Source organism: Planococcus sp. CAU13, assembly GCF_000775575.1.
Taxonomy (GTDB): domain Bacteria; phylum Bacillota; class Bacilli; order Bacillales_A; family Planococcaceae; genus Planococcus.
Genome location: NZ_JRGN01000289.1, coordinates 1 through 18,329, shown reverse-complemented (window position 1 = coordinate 18,329; position 18,329 = coordinate 1). Strand labels below are relative to the sequence as shown.

21 protein-coding genes are annotated in these 18,329 nt (G+C 46.9%); 1 reads left to right on the top strand and 20 read right to left on the bottom strand.

Annotation, left to right across the window (positions count from 1 at the left end; all coding sequences use genetic code 11):
* Positions 1–268: 268 nt before the first annotated feature.
* The 14 genes from KW93_RS13515 to acpS form a co-directional block, all read right to left on the bottom strand.
* The gene (locus tag KW93_RS13515; protein WP_033543562.1) at positions 269–721 is read right to left on the bottom strand and encodes a SprT family protein; all 453 of its coding nucleotides are present in this window, start codon (positions 719–721) and stop codon (positions 269–271) included.
* Positions 722–785: 64 nt separating this feature from the next.
* A complete protein-coding gene (locus tag KW93_RS13510; protein WP_033543561.1) occupies positions 786–2,939 on the bottom strand; it encodes a Tex family protein in 2,154 nt (717 codons plus the stop codon).
* Between the two features lie 53 nt (positions 2,940–2,992).
* Positions 2,993–3,592 carry a PP2C family serine/threonine-protein phosphatase gene (locus KW93_RS13505; RefSeq protein ID WP_033543560.1) on the bottom strand — a complete coding sequence of 200 codons (600 nt, stop codon included), beginning with the start codon at positions 3,590–3,592 and terminating at the stop codon, positions 2,993–2,995.
* The gene (gene sigB, locus KW93_RS13500; RefSeq protein ID WP_033543559.1) at positions 3,592–4,374 is read right to left on the bottom strand and encodes an RNA polymerase sigma factor SigB; all 783 of its coding nucleotides are present in this window, start codon (positions 4,372–4,374) and stop codon (positions 3,592–3,594) included. The genes KW93_RS13505 and sigB overlap by 1 nt, the downstream gene beginning before the upstream one ends.
* A complete protein-coding gene (gene rsbW / locus KW93_RS13495; protein WP_033543558.1) occupies positions 4,352–4,822 on the bottom strand; it encodes an anti-sigma B factor RsbW in 471 nt (156 codons plus the stop codon). Before rsbW ends, sigB begins: the two co-directional genes overlap by 23 nt.
* Before the next feature lies 1 nt (position 4,823).
* Complete coding sequence (locus KW93_RS13490; protein WP_033543557.1) at positions 4,824–5,153, bottom strand: anti-sigma factor antagonist; 330 nt, start codon at positions 5,151–5,153, stop codon at positions 4,824–4,826.
* Between the two features lie 110 nt (positions 5,154–5,263).
* A complete protein-coding gene (locus KW93_RS13485) occupies positions 5,264–6,265 on the bottom strand; it encodes a PP2C family protein-serine/threonine phosphatase (RefSeq protein WP_033543556.1) in 1,002 nt (333 codons plus the stop codon).
* A 12-nt stretch (positions 6,266–6,277) separates the two neighbouring features.
* Positions 6,278–6,679, bottom strand: a complete 402-nt coding sequence (locus KW93_RS13480; protein ID WP_033543555.1) for an anti-sigma regulatory factor — start codon at positions 6,677–6,679, stop codon at positions 6,278–6,280.
* Between the two features lie 2 nt (positions 6,680–6,681).
* Positions 6,682–7,044, bottom strand: coding sequence for an STAS domain-containing protein (locus KW93_RS13475; protein WP_033543554.1), 363 nt, complete (start codon positions 7,042–7,044; stop codon positions 6,682–6,684).
* Positions 7,041–7,871 (bottom strand): RsbT co-antagonist protein RsbRA, encoded by an 831-nt coding sequence (locus tag KW93_RS13470; protein ID WP_033543553.1) that lies wholly within the window; start codon positions 7,869–7,871, stop codon positions 7,041–7,043. Before KW93_RS13470 ends, KW93_RS13475 begins: the two co-directional genes overlap by 4 nt.
* Positions 7,872–8,078: 207 nt before the next feature.
* Positions 8,079–8,429: a type II toxin-antitoxin system PemK/MazF family toxin gene (locus KW93_RS13465; protein ID WP_033543552.1), complete on the bottom strand. Its 351-nt coding sequence runs from the start codon at positions 8,427–8,429 to the stop codon at positions 8,079–8,081.
* A gap of 4 nt (positions 8,430–8,433) precedes the next feature.
* A complete protein-coding gene (locus tag KW93_RS13460) occupies positions 8,434–8,718 on the bottom strand; it encodes a hypothetical protein (RefSeq protein ID WP_033543551.1) in 285 nt (94 codons plus the stop codon).
* A gap of 110 nt (positions 8,719–8,828) precedes the next feature.
* Positions 8,829–9,929 carry an alanine racemase gene (gene alr / locus KW93_RS13455; protein ID WP_033543564.1) on the bottom strand — a complete coding sequence of 367 codons (1,101 nt, stop codon included), beginning with the start codon at positions 9,927–9,929 and terminating at the stop codon, positions 8,829–8,831.
* Between the two features lie 19 nt (positions 9,930–9,948).
* Positions 9,949–10,299, bottom strand: coding sequence for a holo-ACP synthase (gene acpS / locus KW93_RS13450; RefSeq protein ID WP_033543550.1), 351 nt, complete (start codon positions 10,297–10,299; stop codon positions 9,949–9,951).
* 67 nt (positions 10,300–10,366) lie between these two features.
* Between acpS and KW93_RS13445 the strand changes: the two genes are divergently transcribed.
* Complete coding sequence (locus KW93_RS13445) at positions 10,367–10,969, top strand: rhomboid family intramembrane serine protease (RefSeq protein WP_033543549.1); 603 nt, start codon at positions 10,367–10,369, stop codon at positions 10,967–10,969.
* Between the two features lie 25 nt (positions 10,970–10,994).
* On the opposite strand, the gene KW93_RS13440 is transcribed toward KW93_RS13445, so the two are convergent.
* The 6 genes from KW93_RS13440 to KW93_RS13415 form a co-directional block, all read right to left on the bottom strand.
* Positions 10,995–12,533 (bottom strand): PH domain-containing protein, encoded by a 1,539-nt coding sequence (locus tag KW93_RS13440; protein ID WP_033543563.1) that lies wholly within the window; start codon positions 12,531–12,533, stop codon positions 10,995–10,997.
* Positions 12,526–13,005 carry a PH domain-containing protein gene (locus tag KW93_RS13435; RefSeq protein WP_033543548.1) on the bottom strand — a complete coding sequence of 160 codons (480 nt, stop codon included), beginning with the start codon at positions 13,003–13,005 and terminating at the stop codon, positions 12,526–12,528. Before KW93_RS13435 ends, KW93_RS13440 begins: the two co-directional genes overlap by 8 nt.
* A gap of 134 nt (positions 13,006–13,139) precedes the next feature.
* Entirely contained in the window at positions 13,140–14,660 is a 1,521-nt protein-coding gene (locus tag KW93_RS13430; RefSeq protein WP_033543547.1) for a DEAD/DEAH box helicase, read from the bottom strand.
* Positions 14,661–14,995: 335 nt separating this feature from the next.
* Complete coding sequence (locus tag KW93_RS13425; RefSeq protein ID WP_033543546.1) at positions 14,996–15,691, bottom strand: alpha/beta hydrolase; 696 nt, start codon at positions 15,689–15,691, stop codon at positions 14,996–14,998.
* Positions 15,692–15,709: 18 nt separating this feature from the next.
* Complete coding sequence (locus tag KW93_RS13420) at positions 15,710–17,068, bottom strand: UDP-N-acetylmuramoyl-tripeptide--D-alanyl-D-alanine ligase (protein ID WP_033543545.1); 1,359 nt, start codon at positions 17,066–17,068, stop codon at positions 15,710–15,712.
* A gap of 13 nt (positions 17,069–17,081) precedes the next feature.
* A complete protein-coding gene (locus KW93_RS13415) occupies positions 17,082–18,152 on the bottom strand; it encodes a D-alanine--D-alanine ligase (protein WP_033543544.1) in 1,071 nt (356 codons plus the stop codon).
* Positions 18,153–18,329: the final 177 nt, after the last annotated feature.

Here is an 18,329-nt window from a genome sequence, read left to right as displayed (position 1 = left end):
CTCTACCACTGAGCTACTTCGGAATAATATTTCAAGTTTGTTTCCTGTACTTGTCGACTTTTCCTATTATAAAGAGCTCTTCAGGAATCGTCAACCACTTTTAAGGAAATAATATATTCCCTATCTTCTGAAAAATCGAAGAAAATAAAAAAGAAGATTCTCAAGAGCGAGAACCTTCTCTGTTTCCTTATAAGCACCTGGCCATATATTTTTCATATCGAAGAATTTGAAAGCGCCGTAATAAAATCACGCCGGCGCTTCAAGGGATTTATTTTATGGCCAGCTTGCCTGCGCACCGGCCGCAGCGATAGCGCTCGGTGTTCATCCGGATCTTTCGGATGTAATCGGTTTGGCACGAAACACATTGATAAATATAACGCTTCGCCGATTGCCTCTTCCTGTTGGGTTCGAGATGCGAGCAAAAACGGGGAGAATTGGTTTCTTTCAACAGATTTCTAAAATCCGCGTCACGATGTTTATAGCCTTTTCCTTCTAGATGAAGATGATAATGGCAAAGCTCGTGCTTGATGATGCCTTCGAGTTCTGCGTAGCCGAATTTTGCGTAGGAGCCCGGGTTGATTTCGATGTTATGTGAGCGCAGCATGTAGCGGCCACCGGTTGTACGCAATCTGGAGTTGAACAGTCCCCTATGCTTGAATGGTTTATGAAAAACCGTTTCAGAAATCTCTTTTATCATTTCAGTAAGTTCGTAGTCAGTCATGCCGATTCTCCTGTTTGATTATTTAAAGGAAAAAGCCGCTCCAAAATACAGAACGGCCACCAGATTAAATCTGTTCTTTCGGCTGAAGCATGGTCAACGCTATTCGTCCTTTGTCCTTTTCCACCCGCTCTACCCAGGCAGTGACGATATCGCCGACAGCCACGACTTCAAGCGGATGCTTCACGAAGCCTTTTTTCAGTTTCGAGATATGGACAAGTCCATCCTGTTTGACGCCAATATCGACAAATGCGCCAAAATCGACCACATTCCGCACCGTGCCTTGCACTTCCATGCCGGGGAGCAAGTCTTCCATTTTCAAAATATCATTTTTCAATAAAGGCTGAGGAAATTCATCCCGCGGATCACGGAACGGCTTTTTCAACGCATCAATTATATCCTGCAGTGTAATTTTCCCGACTTCGAGCTTTTCGCTGAGCTCGTTGACATCCAAACCATCGAGTCTGGCAGCTGTCTCCGGTTTGCCGACGTCTTTTTTATCTGCGCCTATAAGATCCAGCAGTTTATCTGCCACAGCGTAACTTTCGGGGTGAATGCCTGTTGCATCCAGGGGATTTTTGCCTTCTGGAATCCGGAGGAACCCAATCGCCTGTTCATAGGTTTTAGCGCCCAGTCGCGGAATTTTCTTCAATTGCACCCGCGAAGTGAAACGGCCATTTTCATCCCGTACTTTAATGACATTTTCAGCCACGCTTTTGCTTAGTCCGGCTACATACTGCAGCAGCGATGAAGAAGCCGAATTGACATTGACGCCGACCTGGTTTACCGCGGTTTCCACTACAAATGTCAGCTGATCAGCCAATTTCTTCTGCGAAACATCGTGCTGGTACTGGCCAACGCCGACCGCTTTCGGGTCGATTTTGACGAGTTCCGATAAGGGATCCTGCAGGCGGCGCGCGATGGATGCGGCACTGCGTTCTTCCACTTGCAGATCCGGAAATTCGGTCCGTGCAATGTCTGAAGCCGAGTAAACACTGGCACCCGCTTCATTGACGATGACATAAGAGATGCCGGAAGAATTCTCAGAGATGAAATCCGCTACAAATTGTTCGGTTTCGCGTGAAGCGGTGCCGTTGCCGATTGCCATGATTTCAATCGGATATTTGTCAGTCAGGCGCTTCATCGTCTTTTTTGCACCGGTTAGATCATTTTTCGGCGCATGCGGATAAATGACTGCCACTTCCAGCAGTTTCCCTGTTTCATCCACTGCTGCCAGTTTACAGCCTGTCCGGTAAGCCGGATCTACACCCAGCACCACTTTATTTTTCATTGGCGGCTGCAATAAAAGGTTTCGAAGGTTCTCAGAAAAGATATGGATGGCCTGGGTTTCGCCTTTTTCACTGAGTTCATTTCTGATTTCCCGCTCCACAGAGGGCTGGATCAGGCGCTTATAGCTGTCTTCAATCGCCTGTTCCACGTATGGATTGGTGCCGGAAGCCGGAACCCACTTCTTTTTCATCAGCGTGATGATGCGGTCTGCAGGCGGATTGATGGTGACTTTCAGCACATTTTCCTTTTCTCCCCGGTTGATTGCGAGGATGCGGTGAGGGACGATTTTTTGAATCGCCTCTTCGTAGTCATAATACATTTCGAAAACCTGTTTTTCGTCGTTAAGATCTTTTTTCGCAGAAGTGGCGATAACACCATCTTTTCTTGTCATGTAGCGGATCTTTTCACGGATATCTGCATCATCGGCAAAAAACTCGGCAAGTATATCCTGTGCGCCTTGAAGCGCTTCTTCGGCATCTGTTACATTTTCTCCTATGAATTCGGACGCTTTTTTCAGGACATCGCCGCTGCCGCCTTCATACAGCCAGTCTGCCAGTGGCTGCAATCCTTTTTCCTTAGCGATGATCGCTTTCGTCCGGCGTTTTTGTTTGAACGGGCGGTAAAGGTCTTCAAGCCGTTGAAGAACTGTGGCTCCGTTAATTTCTTTCTCCAATTCAGGAGTTAATTTTTCCTGTTCTTCAATTGAACGGACGATGTCGATTTTTCGCTGCTCAAGATTTTGAATATAGGTATAGCGGTCATCAATCGCTTTTATCTGCACTTCATCAAGTGATCCGGTTGCTTCTTTTCGGTAACGGGCTATAAAAGGAACCGTGTTGCCGTCTTCGATCAACGCGATTACCTGTGCAACCTGGTTGGGGCGTACGCCTGTTTCTTTTGCTATCAGGCTTTGGATTTGCTGTAATTCCATCAAAACACTCTCCTTTATTCCATTCTATTTTAGCATAGAAAAAAGAAGCCATCTCATTTGAGAAGGCTTCCGGTTATGAATGTCGCATCATCACCTGTTTTGATCGTGGAGAGGATATCATAATATAATTGTTCGGGAATGCCCGAACGACGCATCAATGCTTTAGGATTGCGGAGTTCTACACCATCTGAATGGATAAGGAATAAATCATCTTCCACGTAAGTGTAAAGCTGCGTATGCAATTTTTGCGGCCGGCCGGACAGATAGCCCATCACCGGCAGCGGATAGATCATTTCATCGGTCGCTTTCCGGTAAAGGTAGAACCGTATATTGCCGACACAGCTGTATTCAAGGGTCTTATTCTTAAAGTCCACTTTGAAGATGGCCACTGCCGCGCCTCTCTTCTGCACCATCAAGTCATTGAAACGATTCATCAGACTGTCGATCGATTCGTGATGATGTTCTCTTAAAATCTGCGGAATGACCTGCGAAGATTCCCTCGCTATCGGTCCACTTCCCAAACCATCGGCTACGGAGCAAATAAAGTAATCTTCTGTCAACACGGTGTGATAGCTGTCTCCGGATTCGAAATTACCTTTTTTTGCTTCATTGAAAATACAGGCGTCGATATATTGGTGGCGGATTTTTTCCACTACGAAACTCCACCCGCCGCTAGTATGGCTTCCTGCAATTTCTTGATGGCCTTGCGCTGAAGACGGGATACGTGCATTTGGGAAATGCCCAGTTTATCGCCAGTCTCTTTTTGGCTCAGCTGCTCTATGTAGGTGTATTGGATGATCTGCTTTTCGCGTTCGGAAAGCACATTCATCGCATTCGCCACCAACATGCGCTGATCTGCTTTTTCATAACCGTCATCTTCCTGCCCGACAACGTCAAATAATGTCACGGTGCTTCCGTCTGAATCGGCCTCCAGAGAATGGTCCATGGACAGCGCCTGATAGCTTTTGCCCATCTCCATCGCTTCCAGTACATCGTCCTCATCAACATCCAGGTATTCAGCAATTTCCCAAACCTGGGGTGAACGCTGAAGCTCGCTTGTCAAAACTTCGACAGTTGCTTTAATTCGCGGGCCTAATTCCTTGATTCTCCGAGGCACATGGATTGCCCAGGTCTTATCACGCAGAAAACGTTTGATTTCGCCGATGATCGTCGGTACGGCAAACGCTTCGAAACTGCGGCCAAATGAAGGATCATATCGTCTGATTGCACCCAAAAGACCCAGCATACCCACTTGCGCAATGTCCTCATGATAGGATTTACCGTTAGAGTATTTTCGCGCTATGGATTCCACTAATCGTTTGTAGTTGTTTACCAGGTGAGTTTGGGCTTCTTCATCCTCATTTTTCTGATAAGCCTCAATCCATTCCAATACCTGCTCTTTGGTAGGCTGATTAGGATGAGATCGTTTCGACATCCTCTTCCACCTGCTCTCCTCCAACATACTTTGTCATGAAGACCGTTACGCCTTCCTGATGATGGACTTTTACTTCATCCATTAACGTTTCGATCAAATACAGGCCAAGTCCGCCTTCACGCAGGAATTCCCCTTCAGCCTGATCGTGATATGGACCCACTTTTGCCTTTGTTTCCTCAAAATCAAAACTTTGACCATGGTCAGCAACCATGATTTCAATTTTATCTCCATAAAGAGCGCAGCCGATCACCACTTCGCCGTCTTCGTCGTCGCTGTAGGCATGCTGAACAGCATTGGTCACAGCTTCGCTCGAAGCAATTTTCAAATCTTCGATATCATCATAGGAAAAACCGATTCTGCTTGCCAATCCGGATATCGTCAGGCGCGCCACTCCAACATATTGTGATTTAGCCGGAACACGCATTTCAACGTAATCAAAAGGACGCATGTTAATTACCACCTTTTCCAGCTGATTCGATATCCATGATATCTCCTAAACCAGTAATGTCGAACAGCCGTTTTAAGCGAGCGGACAAGCCACTCAATTTCAAATGTCCGCCCTGGGAATTCACGGATTTATAAAAAGCTACAAATACACCCAGTCCGGTACTATCCATGTAATTAACTTCAGAAAGGTTCAATTCCGCATCCAGCGCTTCCACATTTTGGTATGGCTCCAGTTTCTCCCGGAGGATCGGCGCAGTATGCGCATCTATTTCTCCGCTAATATGTCCCTTCAGGACTTTATCTGATTCCTGCAAGTCAACTTGAATATTCATCTTTTTTTGACACCCCGTTTTTCTGTAATTAGCATAAAATAAATCAGCGTAAAATTAAAAAAGCCACTGTATATTTGTTTACCACACCGCTGGGCTGGTTAAACATACAATCAGACTTTTTTATAGATGACCAAAGTAAAGTCATCACTCAGTTCAGCATTCTGCATGCGAACCAATTCATCATAAACATATTGGACAATCACTTGAGCCGGCTCGTCCTTCTTCCGCAGAATCAGGTCGTTGATTACCTGGCGGTCGATGAACCCTTCGGATGTGCGCCCTTCCGTCACTCCGTCCGTCATCATGATGACCATGTCATTTTTTTCAAGTTTCACTTCTTTTTCTTCATAAGTGGCTACCGGTGAAACGCCCAGCAATAAACCTTTTACTGTGAGCTCTTCAAACTCACCGGTTTCTGATCGGTAAAGCATCGCCGGTTCATGTCCTGCGGAGCCGTATGTCAGAATGCCGGTTTCTTCTTCATATCTGCCGTAAAACATGGAAACGAACATGGAATCATCAACGCTTTTTTCTACAATGCGGTTGATGGTGCTCAGAACTTCCCGTGGGAACGCCAGGGAATCGTTCAAACTATCCATTCCAAATTTTACCATGGACATGCATAAGGCCGCCGGCAGGCCTTTGCCGATTACGTCAGCTACAGCTATTCCGGCGTGCCCATTTTCGTCACTGATAAAATATATGTAGTCTCCGTTCATTTTGCGCAGAGGCACAGAAAGCAGCCCGATATCCAGGCCGTCGAGCGAAGGCATCTTCGTTTTCAGTAACGTTTCCTGAACATTGGCGGCCAGATCCATTTCCATCCGCAATTCTTCCTGTTTCTGCAGCAGACTCTGGCGCTCCTGCAAAGCAAGACCGTAATTGATCATCATTTCAATCAGGAAATCGAAAGAATGCCAGACAGTTTCCGGCATTTCTTCGTATAATTCCTGCATTGCCGCTTTGTGCATACTGATGACGTCTTCTGGAGAAGTGTTTTCAGAAATAAGCTGGCGGCTGAAATTCTGGCCTACATACAAATTCTGTTCCGATTGGCGCTGCATATATTGGTTCAATATTTCTTTATACTGGCTGCCAATTTTTTGAACCATCGAGAATTCCCCCTATCGAAGCCACTTTGTAGCTCTTATGTCTGTCCCTTCACCTAGGGTTGTTTCTATTTTAAAGTCATCCATCAATCTTTTGACACCCGGGAGACCTGCCCCAAGCCCGCCGGAAGTAGAGAATCCGTCTTCCATTACCTTGCGGATATCCGGAATTCCCGGACCGCTGTCCGCGGCGATGATCAATATACCGTTAATGCCATTCTCAGTCAGACGCTGAATTTCAATTCTTCCCTGTCCTGCATATAAATAGATATTGCGGGCAAGCTCACTGATTGCCGTCGTTATTCGAGCTTGGTCTACTGTGCCGAAACCCAATTCTTTTGCCACATTGCGGCCAAGTTGTCTGGCGGCTACAATATCCCATTCTGTTTGGATTTCCACTGAGGATTGGTTGCTCATCTTTAAGCCTCCAATTCCAATTGAAGTTTATCCAAACCATTTTCTAAATCCAGTGCTGTCATGACATCTTCAAGTCGAATTCCTAACTCGATCAAAGTGATAGCAACTGCCGGCTGGATACCAGTTATAACAACTCTCGCTCCCATTAGGCTTGACATGCTTATGACGTCTCCCAGAACTTTTGCGATGAAAGAATCAATGAAATCTATGGATGTCAGGTCAATCACAACGCCCCGGGCACTCGTTTCATGCAGTTTAGCCAATAAATCTTCCTGAAACTGTATAGCAGTCTGATCATCCAATTCCCATTGAATGGAAACAATCAATGTATCTCTTAATTTTAAAATCGGTATACGGACATTCATATTTCATCTACCTCCACAATTTTTCGATTTGTCCAAGCCAGGGCTTGTTCAACGCCGCGCTGCAAAGTGCTTGTTGTGGTAAAATCATTCAAATTGATGCCGAGTGTAACAATCGTTTGGGCGATTTCCGGCCGTATACCGACCAGCATGCATTTTGCTCCCACTAAGCGGACAGCGTCTGCCGCCTGGATTATGTGGTGCGCAACCATGGTATCGACTACCGGCACGCCGGTAATATCAAGTAAAACGACCTCTGCCCGGTGTTTTACGACACCTTCCAAAAGGTTCTCCATAATGAGGCGGGCGCGTTCCGTGTCAATCGTCCCAACGAGCGGCATAACTGAAACTTTATCGAAAACCGGAATCAGCGAAGCCGAAAGTTCCTGCAGCGCGATTTTCTGAAGGCTGACTGTTCGTTCCCACGTGCGTGAATATGTATCGATGGTGCTGTCACGGATAGGCGTGATCCACTTGTTGAATTCTACATAGAAACCGCGGAAATTTTCTTTATTGATGAGGCCGTCTCTTTCCATGCCGGCAAAAACGATATCGCCGAAATGATTGATGGCCTTCGTGACAAATGTAATTGACCAGCCGTACCGGACCACTTTTTCCGAAAAGTCATTCAGGCGGCTTTCATAGGCCTGATGGCTCTCCAATAAATTGGATGTCATCAATTCAGCGAATTCCCTGCTTGTCTGGTTCATCAATTCTGCCGGCATTACTTCAAAAGAACGTTCACTTTCCTCGTTCTTCATCATTTCCTGCCAATTCGAAATAATTCCCGTCATATTCTCCTGAATATATCTTGCTATTTGCTTATTCATCTTTTAAAAGATCCTCCTTAGGCTCTAACAACTCTCTTTAAGGCTCCCCGATTCTTCATACTTTCATTTTTAAGTTCTCTTCTTGTATTGTATCGGAAATATGCAGATTGCACATCTTTTTTATATCTCATTCTCGTTACAAAGTCCTTTATTGCAAAAAACACCCGAAGAAAGGACTCTTCGGATGTTTTACAAGTGTATGTATGCTTAGAATTTCACGAGTCCGACACTGATTTCAAGTGCTTCATCAACTTTTTCCATCAGAGCTTCATCAAGCTGTGTAATTTTATCTGTCAACCGCGATTTGTCGATCGTTCGCAATTGCTCGAGCAAAATTACTGAATCCCGTTCAAAGCCGTATTTCTTGGCATCGATCTCCACATGCGTCGGAAGTTTGGCTTTTTGTATCTGAGCTGTAATCGCCGCAATGATGACAGTCGGGCTGAACCGGTTTCCTATATCATTTTGTATTACCAGCACCGGCCGGGTTCCGCCTTGCTCTGACCCGACCACTGGTGATAATTCCGCAAAAAAAACGTCTCCGCGTTTTACAATCAAGTTGTCACCCTCCGCTTACGAGCCGCACGGTCATATGCTCCGCTTCATACTCCGCATGAGAACATTCACAGGAAATCGACAGGTTGATCTGCGACATCTCCACATAACCCTTGATCATCGCTTCCCGTATATGATTTGAATCATACATGTTTTTCATCACGCGCTGAGTGGAAACGTAGATATACTCTCCGTCTTCCTGAACCCGCTCATCTGAATGTGTAGTAAGTTCTGAAATCAATTGCTTTGGCAGCCTGACCACTACCTCTTTTGTCTTGGATTTCTCGTACACAGCTGACACCTCCGAAATACCGTTGTTCTCTCTGTTCTTTCTTTCTATTCTACAATCTTAACATCACGGACGCCTTAAGGAAAGACAATTCTCGAAGTTCTTCATCTCTTTCAATAAAACCTTGGTACCCGCTTCGTTATTATGCAGGGTATTTCGTAAGGAATCGTCTCTAATTTTTCCGCCCATTCTTCTATTAAAATAGTTTTGTTTTTTTGAGAGCCGAGCAATTGAACTTTTTCTCCCACTGCAGATTCTTCAGGCAGCCGGATCATGCACTGGTCCATGCAGATGCGTCCGACAATCGGCATACGCCGGCCTTTCACTAATACTGTCTGTCCCTGAAGACCCCGGAGCAGTCCGTCTGCATAACCGATCGGCAAAGTGCCGATCCATTCATCTTCGGGACTTGTATATGTTGCCCCGTAACTGATCTTCTCCCCTTTTTTCACTTTTTTGACGTGGATGAGTTCCGTTTCCAGGCTCATCGCCTGTTTTAATTCGAAGGGCATTTCCTGCTCTACATAGGCTGAGGGTGCGATGCCGTATAGCGCAATGCCGGTGCGCACAGCATCAAAAGCCAGTTCCGGGTGCAGGATGGCCGCTGCACTGTTTGATACATGGAACATCAAAGGGCCGCCCTGCCATTTCCCCCTGATTTCTTTTATGCGCTCGACCTGCTTAAGAAATAATGGATTATCGGCTTCATCAGCCGTTGCAAAATGGGTGAAAAGGCCGGCCACTTGAAACGCGTGCTTTGCCGCGAAGGCGAATGCCTCCTCCGCTTGCTCAGGCTCAAAGCCGATGCGCCGCATGCCGGTATCGAATTTGAGATGAACCTTCAGCGGTTCATCCGCCCCTGTCAGTTCAGCAGCCGCGGCCTCCATCCATTCCATTGAATATGCAGTGACGGCAATATTCATTTTTATCGCTTCTTCGATGAAATTTGCCGGAGATGCACCCATTACCAGAATTTCTGTGTCAATTCCATTATTCCGTAAATGCAAGGCCTCATCAGGAGTCGCCACCGCGAGCATTCCGGCCCCGCTCTTCAGCGCCTGCTGCGCGATTTCCACCGCGCCGTGCCCATAGCCGTCCGCTTTGACGACTGCCATCAGTTCCGCCCCATTCGCCCTGTTCTTTAACACCTGTATATTGTGATCGATTGCTGTTAGGTCAATTACCGCTTTTGTTGGTCTGTACGTTGTTTCCATCGTTTCCACTCGCCTGCCTCTATGATTGTAAAAGGATCTGCGCTGCAGCGTATTCCTTTGTATGTGTAATGGAAACCAGTCCGTCCTGCTGTCCACGGAAAAAGACGGAAGGTTTGCCGTTTGAATCTTTTCTGATTTCAATATCCTTGAAACTGCACATTCTGCCGATTCCTGTTCCTTTCGCTTTACCGAAAGCTTCTTTTGCAGCAAAGCGGCTGGCAAGAAATTCCGTTTTCCTGCCGGCTGACAATAATTCGTATTCCAACAGTTCGTTTTCAGTCAGCACGCGTTCGCGAAATTTCGCAGACCGGCTGTCGAGCCGCCTGATTCGCCCAAGCTCGACGATATCCAGGCCGATTCCAGTAACCATAAATGCTTCTCCTTTCAATCGCAAACAAGAAAAAGGTATAATATCAATATGAAACAGAGGTGACGAAATGTTTATTCGCAGAGAAAGTTTTTCCGAGTATTTACGCTTTTATCCTGTTGTATCTACATTGATCGCGATTAATGTTTTGATACATATTTTATCATGGATTCCTTTGCTCGGCCTGTATATCTTCAATTATGGCGTTGGCGCCAATTTCCTGATAGCCGAAGGAGAGTGGTGGCGCTTCATAACACCGATGTTCCTGCACGGCGGAATGATGCATCTGCTGTTCAATATGTTCTCGCTCTTCCTTTTCGGTCCCGAGCTTGAAAGATTGACAGGGAAAGTGCGCTTCATCACGGTTTATGCGCTGTCCGGCATTTTTGCCACCATCGCCACTTATTTCCTTCAGCCGCCGAGTTACCTGCATGTCGGCGCAAGCGGCGCGATCTTCGGTGTCTTCGGTGCATACGGTGCATTATTGTATTACGGAGGACGTGCTCTGCCGCAATTAAGACAAATCCTTCTTCCGATTCTTGTCATCAGCGTCATCATGACGTTCCTGACGCCGAACGTCAATGCAACGGCCCATATCGCCGGCCTGATCACCGGCTTCATCATCGGCCTCGGATTTTTCCATCCGAAACGGATTGTCAGTTGGCGTAAATAAGAAAAAAAGCAAAAGGCCAGACGGATTATTCCGGCTGACCTTTTGCTTTTTGTTTGGAAATACGTGGTGATGGCTGGTACCACTCCAAAATTCGGCTGGCATCGTCTTTCTCCATATAATTGATGCGCGCCGAGTAGCCAAGCATGCCGGATTTGATGGTGGCCTGAATCGAAGCAAGATCTCTTCGCCGCTGGAAATAAGTCTGCAGCACATAAACCGCCTGCACCCGTTTTTTCCAGACGTAGAACGTATGCTTGCTGAAACCTCTGAATTCCATCGTCAGCTGTTTGCCGGTGAGCGCGTAGCCCGTTGTCCGATGCTGCCAGATCCCAACCGCAATAACCGGCGGCACAATCAGCAGCGATAATAAACCGTATGGATAGAAGAAATAACTCAAAACACCTATTAATGGCAGCATCCACAGAAAATCGAGGCGGTAATAAAAATGGAGGCTCCGCTTCGGTGCTTTTATTAATTCCGGCTGAAATTCCATTTCCGGAAACAGTTCACGCAGCACCGGCAGCATATGTGCTGTTTTCACCAGCGGGAACAAACGGATTTTCTCGTCTTTCCCACCCATTGAACCGCCTGCACTTTCAACCGTCACAACGCCATAGCCAAACAATTCACGCAGCGGATTTCTCGTTACTTTTATTCCCTGTATGCGCTTGAACGGCACTGAAACTTTCTTTTTCTCGAGGAGCCCTCTGGTGATGTAGATGTGATCCTCATCGACCTGGATGGTGAATTGATAATTCGCCAGCAGCGTCAAAATGACCGAAATGATCCAGGCGATCAGAAGGCCGGCAAATACCGCGAGCGCAACAATAAGATAGCCGAAACGCAGGAACAGCATCACTTCTTCATAAATGGCTTCATAAGGGATCAGTTCGCTGAATTGGGATAAAAATACAGCGACCGCTGAAATGACGACACCGATGCCGCCGGAAGTTGTCGCCAGGATCAGCAATTCCTTCATTGACATGCGGTAGAGCGTTTTCAGCTCTTTTTTCTGCGGCATTGCCGTTTCCTCCGCAGCTTCTATCACCGCTTCATGAGGGCCCATATCCGGTACGGCCGGATATTTTGCATTCTCCATTTCCGTTTCGATGCGATCTGCATCTGCCCGTTTAATCGCCGTAAGTTCCGCTTCCGCTTCTCCCGCTTTACTGGAACCAGCCGTTTCAACTCTAACTTTTACAAGATCAAAAGGCCGGTGAAAAATCCCTTCCGTATAGTTGAGGCTCTGAATCCGATCAAACGGTATATACCTTTTCTTTTTTACAAAGAGGCCATATTCGATGCGCAGTTCCCCGTCTTCAAACCAGTAGACGAACCGCTTCCACTTAATGATTCCAATGACCAGCGAAAACAGCACCACTACAAGCCCGATCAACAGGGGCAGAAGGCCGACCCAGCCTTCATTGAACATTGCGCTGATGCCGCCATCCCTAAAAATATTGACCCCGAAAATCACAATGAACGGAATGATTAATTCCTTCAGGCTTTTCATGAAATTAATAAATGCAGATACAGGATGCAATTTATAGCGAATGTCAGACATCATCTTCCGCCACCCTTGCCAGTGCTGAAATCATCCCTCGGAGTTCGTCTGCTTCAGAAGTGATTAAAGCCGGAATGGTATGTGTGGTCGCCGCAGTGGAAATGGTAATTTCAGCCAAATCATAACGCCGCAGAATCGGTCCCTGTTCCGTATCAACATGCTGCACCCGCACCATCGGCACCAGTGTGCGCTTCACGATGAACAGGCCGTGCTGCAGTTCAATTTCCTGCTCCCTTACTTCATAACGCCAGCGCTGCCAGCGGATTTTCGGGAACAGGAAGATGAACAGAAACGCGAACAATAAAAGCACGCCTGCGTAAACGGCATAGAGCCATACCGGCCAGTCAAGGAAATATGTAAGTACGCCAGCACCAATTGCAAGCAACGCAAAAACGGCCGTTTCAATGATGCCATATAACCGCCATACGGTCAGACCTTTACGTGAAATTCTGTTTTTCGGCTGATTGTTCATATCCGATTCCCCATTCTCTTATTCTCTCTCTTAGTCTTTCATATTCTACTATACGATTCAATAGAAGGAATGTTTCGGGCAAAAAAAATAACCAGCCGGCAGTTGCCTGCTGGCGGGTTATGGATCAATAACTATTAAGATTCGTGACGGCGAGTGCGTCCTGGACGGCCTCCGCCGCTTGCACCGGATCCGCCTTCACGACGGCGGCTTGCGCCTGAGCTTGCACCGCGGCCAGCCGGACGGCCTGAGCCTGAAGAACGGTTGCCTTTATAGCCTCCGCCGCTTCCGCTGCGTGATCCACCGGATTTACCTTTGTAGCCTCCGCCACCGCGTGATGGCAATGGACGCTCTTCGGAAATTTGAACTGGAACATCTTCCGGTTCTTTTGTCATTGTTTTAAGAGCTGCAGCAATCAAATCGACCGCGTCATGCTGTTCAAGCATTTGCGCCGCGAATTCGCGGTAGTCGCCAAGATTGTTTTTCTCTGTCATTTCAAGCAATTGCTCCATTGCGACGCGTTTTTGGCCAAGTACAGCCTCGTCAGCAGTCGGAGGAATCAATGCTTCCATTTTTTTCTTCGTTGTACGCTCAACAATAGCCAAGTAGCTCATTTCACGCGGTGTTACAAACGTGACTGCGACTCCTTTTTTACCAGCACGGCCAGTACGGCCGATGCGGTGAACATAGCTTTCAGGGTCTTGTGGAATATCAAAGTTGTATACGTGTGATACACCTGAGATATCAAGTCCGCGGGCTGCTACATCAGTTGCTACCAGAATATCGACTTTACCTGCTTTGAATTGTTTCAAAACAGACATACGTTTTGCCTGGCTCAAGTCGCCATGAATTCCTTCAGCTACGTAGCCGCGGATATTCAAAGCTTTCGCCAATTCATCAACCCGGCGTTTTGTGCGGCCGAAGATGATTGCAAGTTCCGGCTGCTGCACATTCAAAAGACGTGAAAGAACGTCGAATTTTTCGCGTTCAACAGATTTAACATAGAATTGCTCGATGTTTTCAACTGTCATTTCTTTTGATTTGATTTTCACGATTTCCGGAGTCTTCATGAATTTCTCTGCAATGCGGCGGATTGCATCCGGCATAGTTGCTGAAAACAACAATGTCTGGCGTGTTTCAGGAACACTTGACATGATTGTCTGGATGTCTTCGATAAAGCCCATGTTCAACATTTCATCTGCTTCGTCAAGGATCAATGTGTTTACATTGTCGAGTTTAAGCGTACGGCGGTTGATATGGTCCAAAAGACGTCCTGGCGTACCAACGATAATTTGCGGGCGGTTTTTAAGCGCGCGGATTTGACGGCCGATTTCCTGTCCGCCATAAACGGAAAGAATGCGGACGTTTTTATCCTGTCCGAGTCTGTAAAGCTCTTCAGAAACCTGAATAGCAAGTTCGCGAGTTGGTGCAATGATCAATCCCTGTACGTTACCATCTTTAGTGTCGATCTTTTCGATCAACGGAATACCGAAGGCAGTGGTTTTACCAGTACCTGTCTGTGCCTGGCCGATGATGTCCTTGCCTTCCATACCAAGACGGATCGTACCTTCCTGGATTGGTGTTGCTTCTTCAAAACCCATGCGTTTTACGGACTTTAAAGTTGTTTCGCTGATATTTAACTCTGAAAATTTAACCAAATTTTTTCAATCTCCTTTTGTCTTCATCTTATTTACAAATGGTACACATTTTAGATGAATTCGTGACAAGGTCGAGCCTTTATGGGGAAGTTTCACGTCGAAAATCATACTCTGTAGTTTTAAGTCAGAGGGATGTGTGAACAGAAAAAGCTCGGGCTTTGCCGAGCGGTCTGATCGGCGGGTGTTTCATGCCCAAAATATGAACAAACCGTTTTGCTCAAAAAAATACTCTTCACAGGGAAGAGTGTCTCAAAAATGTATCCATTGCTCTGACTAGAATAACACGATTAAAGCGCATTTGCAATCAATACGCAAAGGTTCCATTAATCAGTTTATTATCTGCTCTCTTCCATAAATGACAGAACACGTGCAAACCAATCCTCGCAATCGTCGCTGTAACAGATCAGGTGCTGGCCGTTCTCAGAATGGATGATTTCCTTTTCAATGGAACCGAGTTGCTTGAATATATGATCGGCGGCCGCAAACGGGACGATGCCATCCTTTTTGCCCTGGACGATAATTACCGGAAGCGTCAATTTATCGTAATAGGGTTCGACCATCTTGACCACCCGCAGAAATTCCAGCGCTGAACTCACCGGCGTATGCCATAATTTGTATTCATATAAATGGAATAACGGATTATTGGCAAGCTGCCCTTTTAAGGCATCGGCCGCGGCGACCCGCACTTCCTCCAGGATCTGCGCCGCGCTGATGTATTTGGCCGCGGCACTCAGCAGCACCATTTTTTCGATTTTATAGCGCATCGCCAAATACATCGCAATCAGCCCGCCCATCGAGAAACCGACGATGATGACGCGGTCCACCTGCTTCTTCAATTCCTTTAAAGCCATCTCCGCTGCCATCATCCAGGACGCCGCAGACTTATTCTTCAGATCCAGTTTCTCTCCATGGCCGGGCAAAGTCGGTATTTTGACAAGCCACGACGTTTTTTCTTCTATATAATCAGCGAACGGCTGCACTTCAAATGGCCCTCCGGTGAAACCGTGAATCATTAAAACGCCTGTTTTCAAAATGCATCCTTCTTTCAATCAGTTCTCGATAAATGGTTCAATGATGTTTTCAAGAGCCATCCCGCGTGAGCCCTTCACCAGAATCAGGGATTCCGCAGAGATCGACTTTTCCAGTTGATCGATGATGGGCCGGTAATCGTCTTTGCTCCAGATCAATTTCCCTTTAAAGCTTCCCTGCAGCTTGCTGTAAAGCCATTCCATCCTCGGTCCATACAGGCAGACGCCTTTGATTTCATTATTGATGGATTTGGCAATGGATTCATGATATTCGCGTTCCTGCTCCCCAAGTTCAAGCATGTCGCCGAGAACGACCCATTTCTCTTCTTTCATCGTTGTTTCCCGAATGAAATTCAATGCCGCTTTCATGGAAGACGGTGCCGCGTTATAAGCATCATTGATGAATGTCGCGCCGCCTTTTGCAGGGATTATCTGCATGCGCATATCCGTCAAAGCCGCATCTTTCAGCGATCTGCGGATATCTTCCTCCGTCAGACCCGCTTCCAATGCAATCAAAATCGCTGCCAGTGTATTTTTCACCTGGTGGTCGCCGAGCACCGGAATCGTAAACGTGGCGTCAATGATGCCGCTGACCATAAACGTACTGCCGTTTTCCGTTGCACGGATGTCCGTAACCGTCAACTCGTTATTGTCATCAAAGCCGAAAGACACAGCCTGCGGGAAATTCTCGACAAATGGCTTCAGCAGTGGTTCATCGCCGTCATAAAATAATTTGCCGTGCGTTTCAAGACCGGCGGTGATTTCGAATTTCGCCTGCGCAATTCCTTCGCGTGATCCAAGGTCCTGCATATGCGCTTCACCGATGTTGGTGATGACCGCATAATCCGGCCGCGCCAATTCAGATAGGAATTCAATCTGGCCATAGCCGCTCATGCCCATTTCCAGCACAGCGAATTTCGTATCTTCATCGAGTGACAGAATCGTCAGCGGCAGGCCGAGTTCATTATTGAAATTGCCCTGTGTTTTCTGCACCTTGAAATAAGGTTTCAGTACACTTGCCACGAGATCTTTTGTCGACGTTTTGCCGTTCGATCCAGTAATGCCGATCACTGTCGTGGACAATTCGTCGCGGTAGGCGCGCGCCATTTCCTGCAGCGCTTTCTGGCAGTCATCGACGATCAGCAATGGCAGATCATCGGGCGGCGAAGGTTCATCGCGCTGCCAGAGAGCAGCAGCTGCACCAGCTTCAATCGCATGGCGCACATATTTGTGGCCATTGACCTTTTCACCGCGAAACGGCACAAACAGATCTCCTTTTTGAAGCGTGCGCGTATTGATGGAAACACCGGTAATGTCGATGTCCTTCAAATTCGTTCTAATATCCAGCCATTTGGCTACTTGCTCTATCTTTTTTTTCATCAGGCTTCTCCACTCAATCCATTTTTACTTGCAGTAATTGTTTTTCCTCGTAGCGTTCCATGGCAAGGTCAATCAGTTTTTCAATCAACTCCGGATAAGCCACTCCTGTATTCTCCCACAGCAGCGGGAACATGCTGAATGGCGTGAAACCAGGGAGCGTGTTGACTTCGTTGATCAGAATCTCAAAATCCGCCGTGACAAAAAAGTCAGCGCGCACAAGGCCCGAACAATCGAGAATCTTGAAGGCTTTCTTAGCCGATCCGACAAGTTCTTCGTATACGGTTTCCGGAAGATCTGCCGGTATGATCATGGCCGTATTGCCGTCTTTGTATTTCGCCTGGTAATCGTAGAACGCTTTCAGCGGTTTAATCTCGCCTGCAACTGAACATTCCGGCTCATCGTTGCCAAGTACGGCGATTTCGATTTCACGGGCATTGACACCCTGCTCAACCACAATTTTACGGTCGAACTTCAATGCCTCATCCACTGCAGCAATCAATTCTTCTTCATTTTCTGCTTTGCTGATGCCGACGCTCGAACCCAGATTTGCGGGTTTGACGAATACCGGCCAGTTCAATTCGGCGGTGATCCTTTCGACAAGTGCCGCCTGCCCGTTTTTCCAGTCTCTTCTAATGAAATAAACGTACGGTGTCTGCTTCAGACCGGCGATTTCGAATAATTGCTTCATCACCACTTTATCCATTCCGGCAGAAGAAGCAAGCACTCCATTGCCTACATATGGCAGGTTCATGACTTCAAGCAGGCCCTGTACCGTGCCGTCTTCGCCGTTCGGCCCGTGCAGCAGCGGAATGATGACATCTAGGCTGTCATCCTGCTCTGCCGGAAGGAAACCGGAAATATCATGCGGTGCGTCATTGCCCTGTCCGATCTGCAATTGCTCAATGCTCGCCGCCGGCCCTTCAAGCAGGCCGCCTTTTCGCCATTCCCCTTCCTGGGTAATGTAAACCGGGTAGACTTCATATTTATCAAAATTCAACGCTTTGGTCACTGCCTGTGCCGTTGAAAGGGAAACTTCGTGTTCTGCGGATTTGCCGCCGTATAATAAGCCGATTCTTTTTTTCATCCAAAAAACCTCATTTCATTTTCCATTATGCCTTAGTTTATCATGAACCCGGTTCGACGAAAAATTTTTTCCGGTAAGGCCAATTAAAAAAAGCCGCCGAATTCGATCGGCAGCCTGCGGATATGAGCTTACTTAAAGATGTTCCTGCTTTTTTTAGTGTCCAGACTCGAGCCGCCC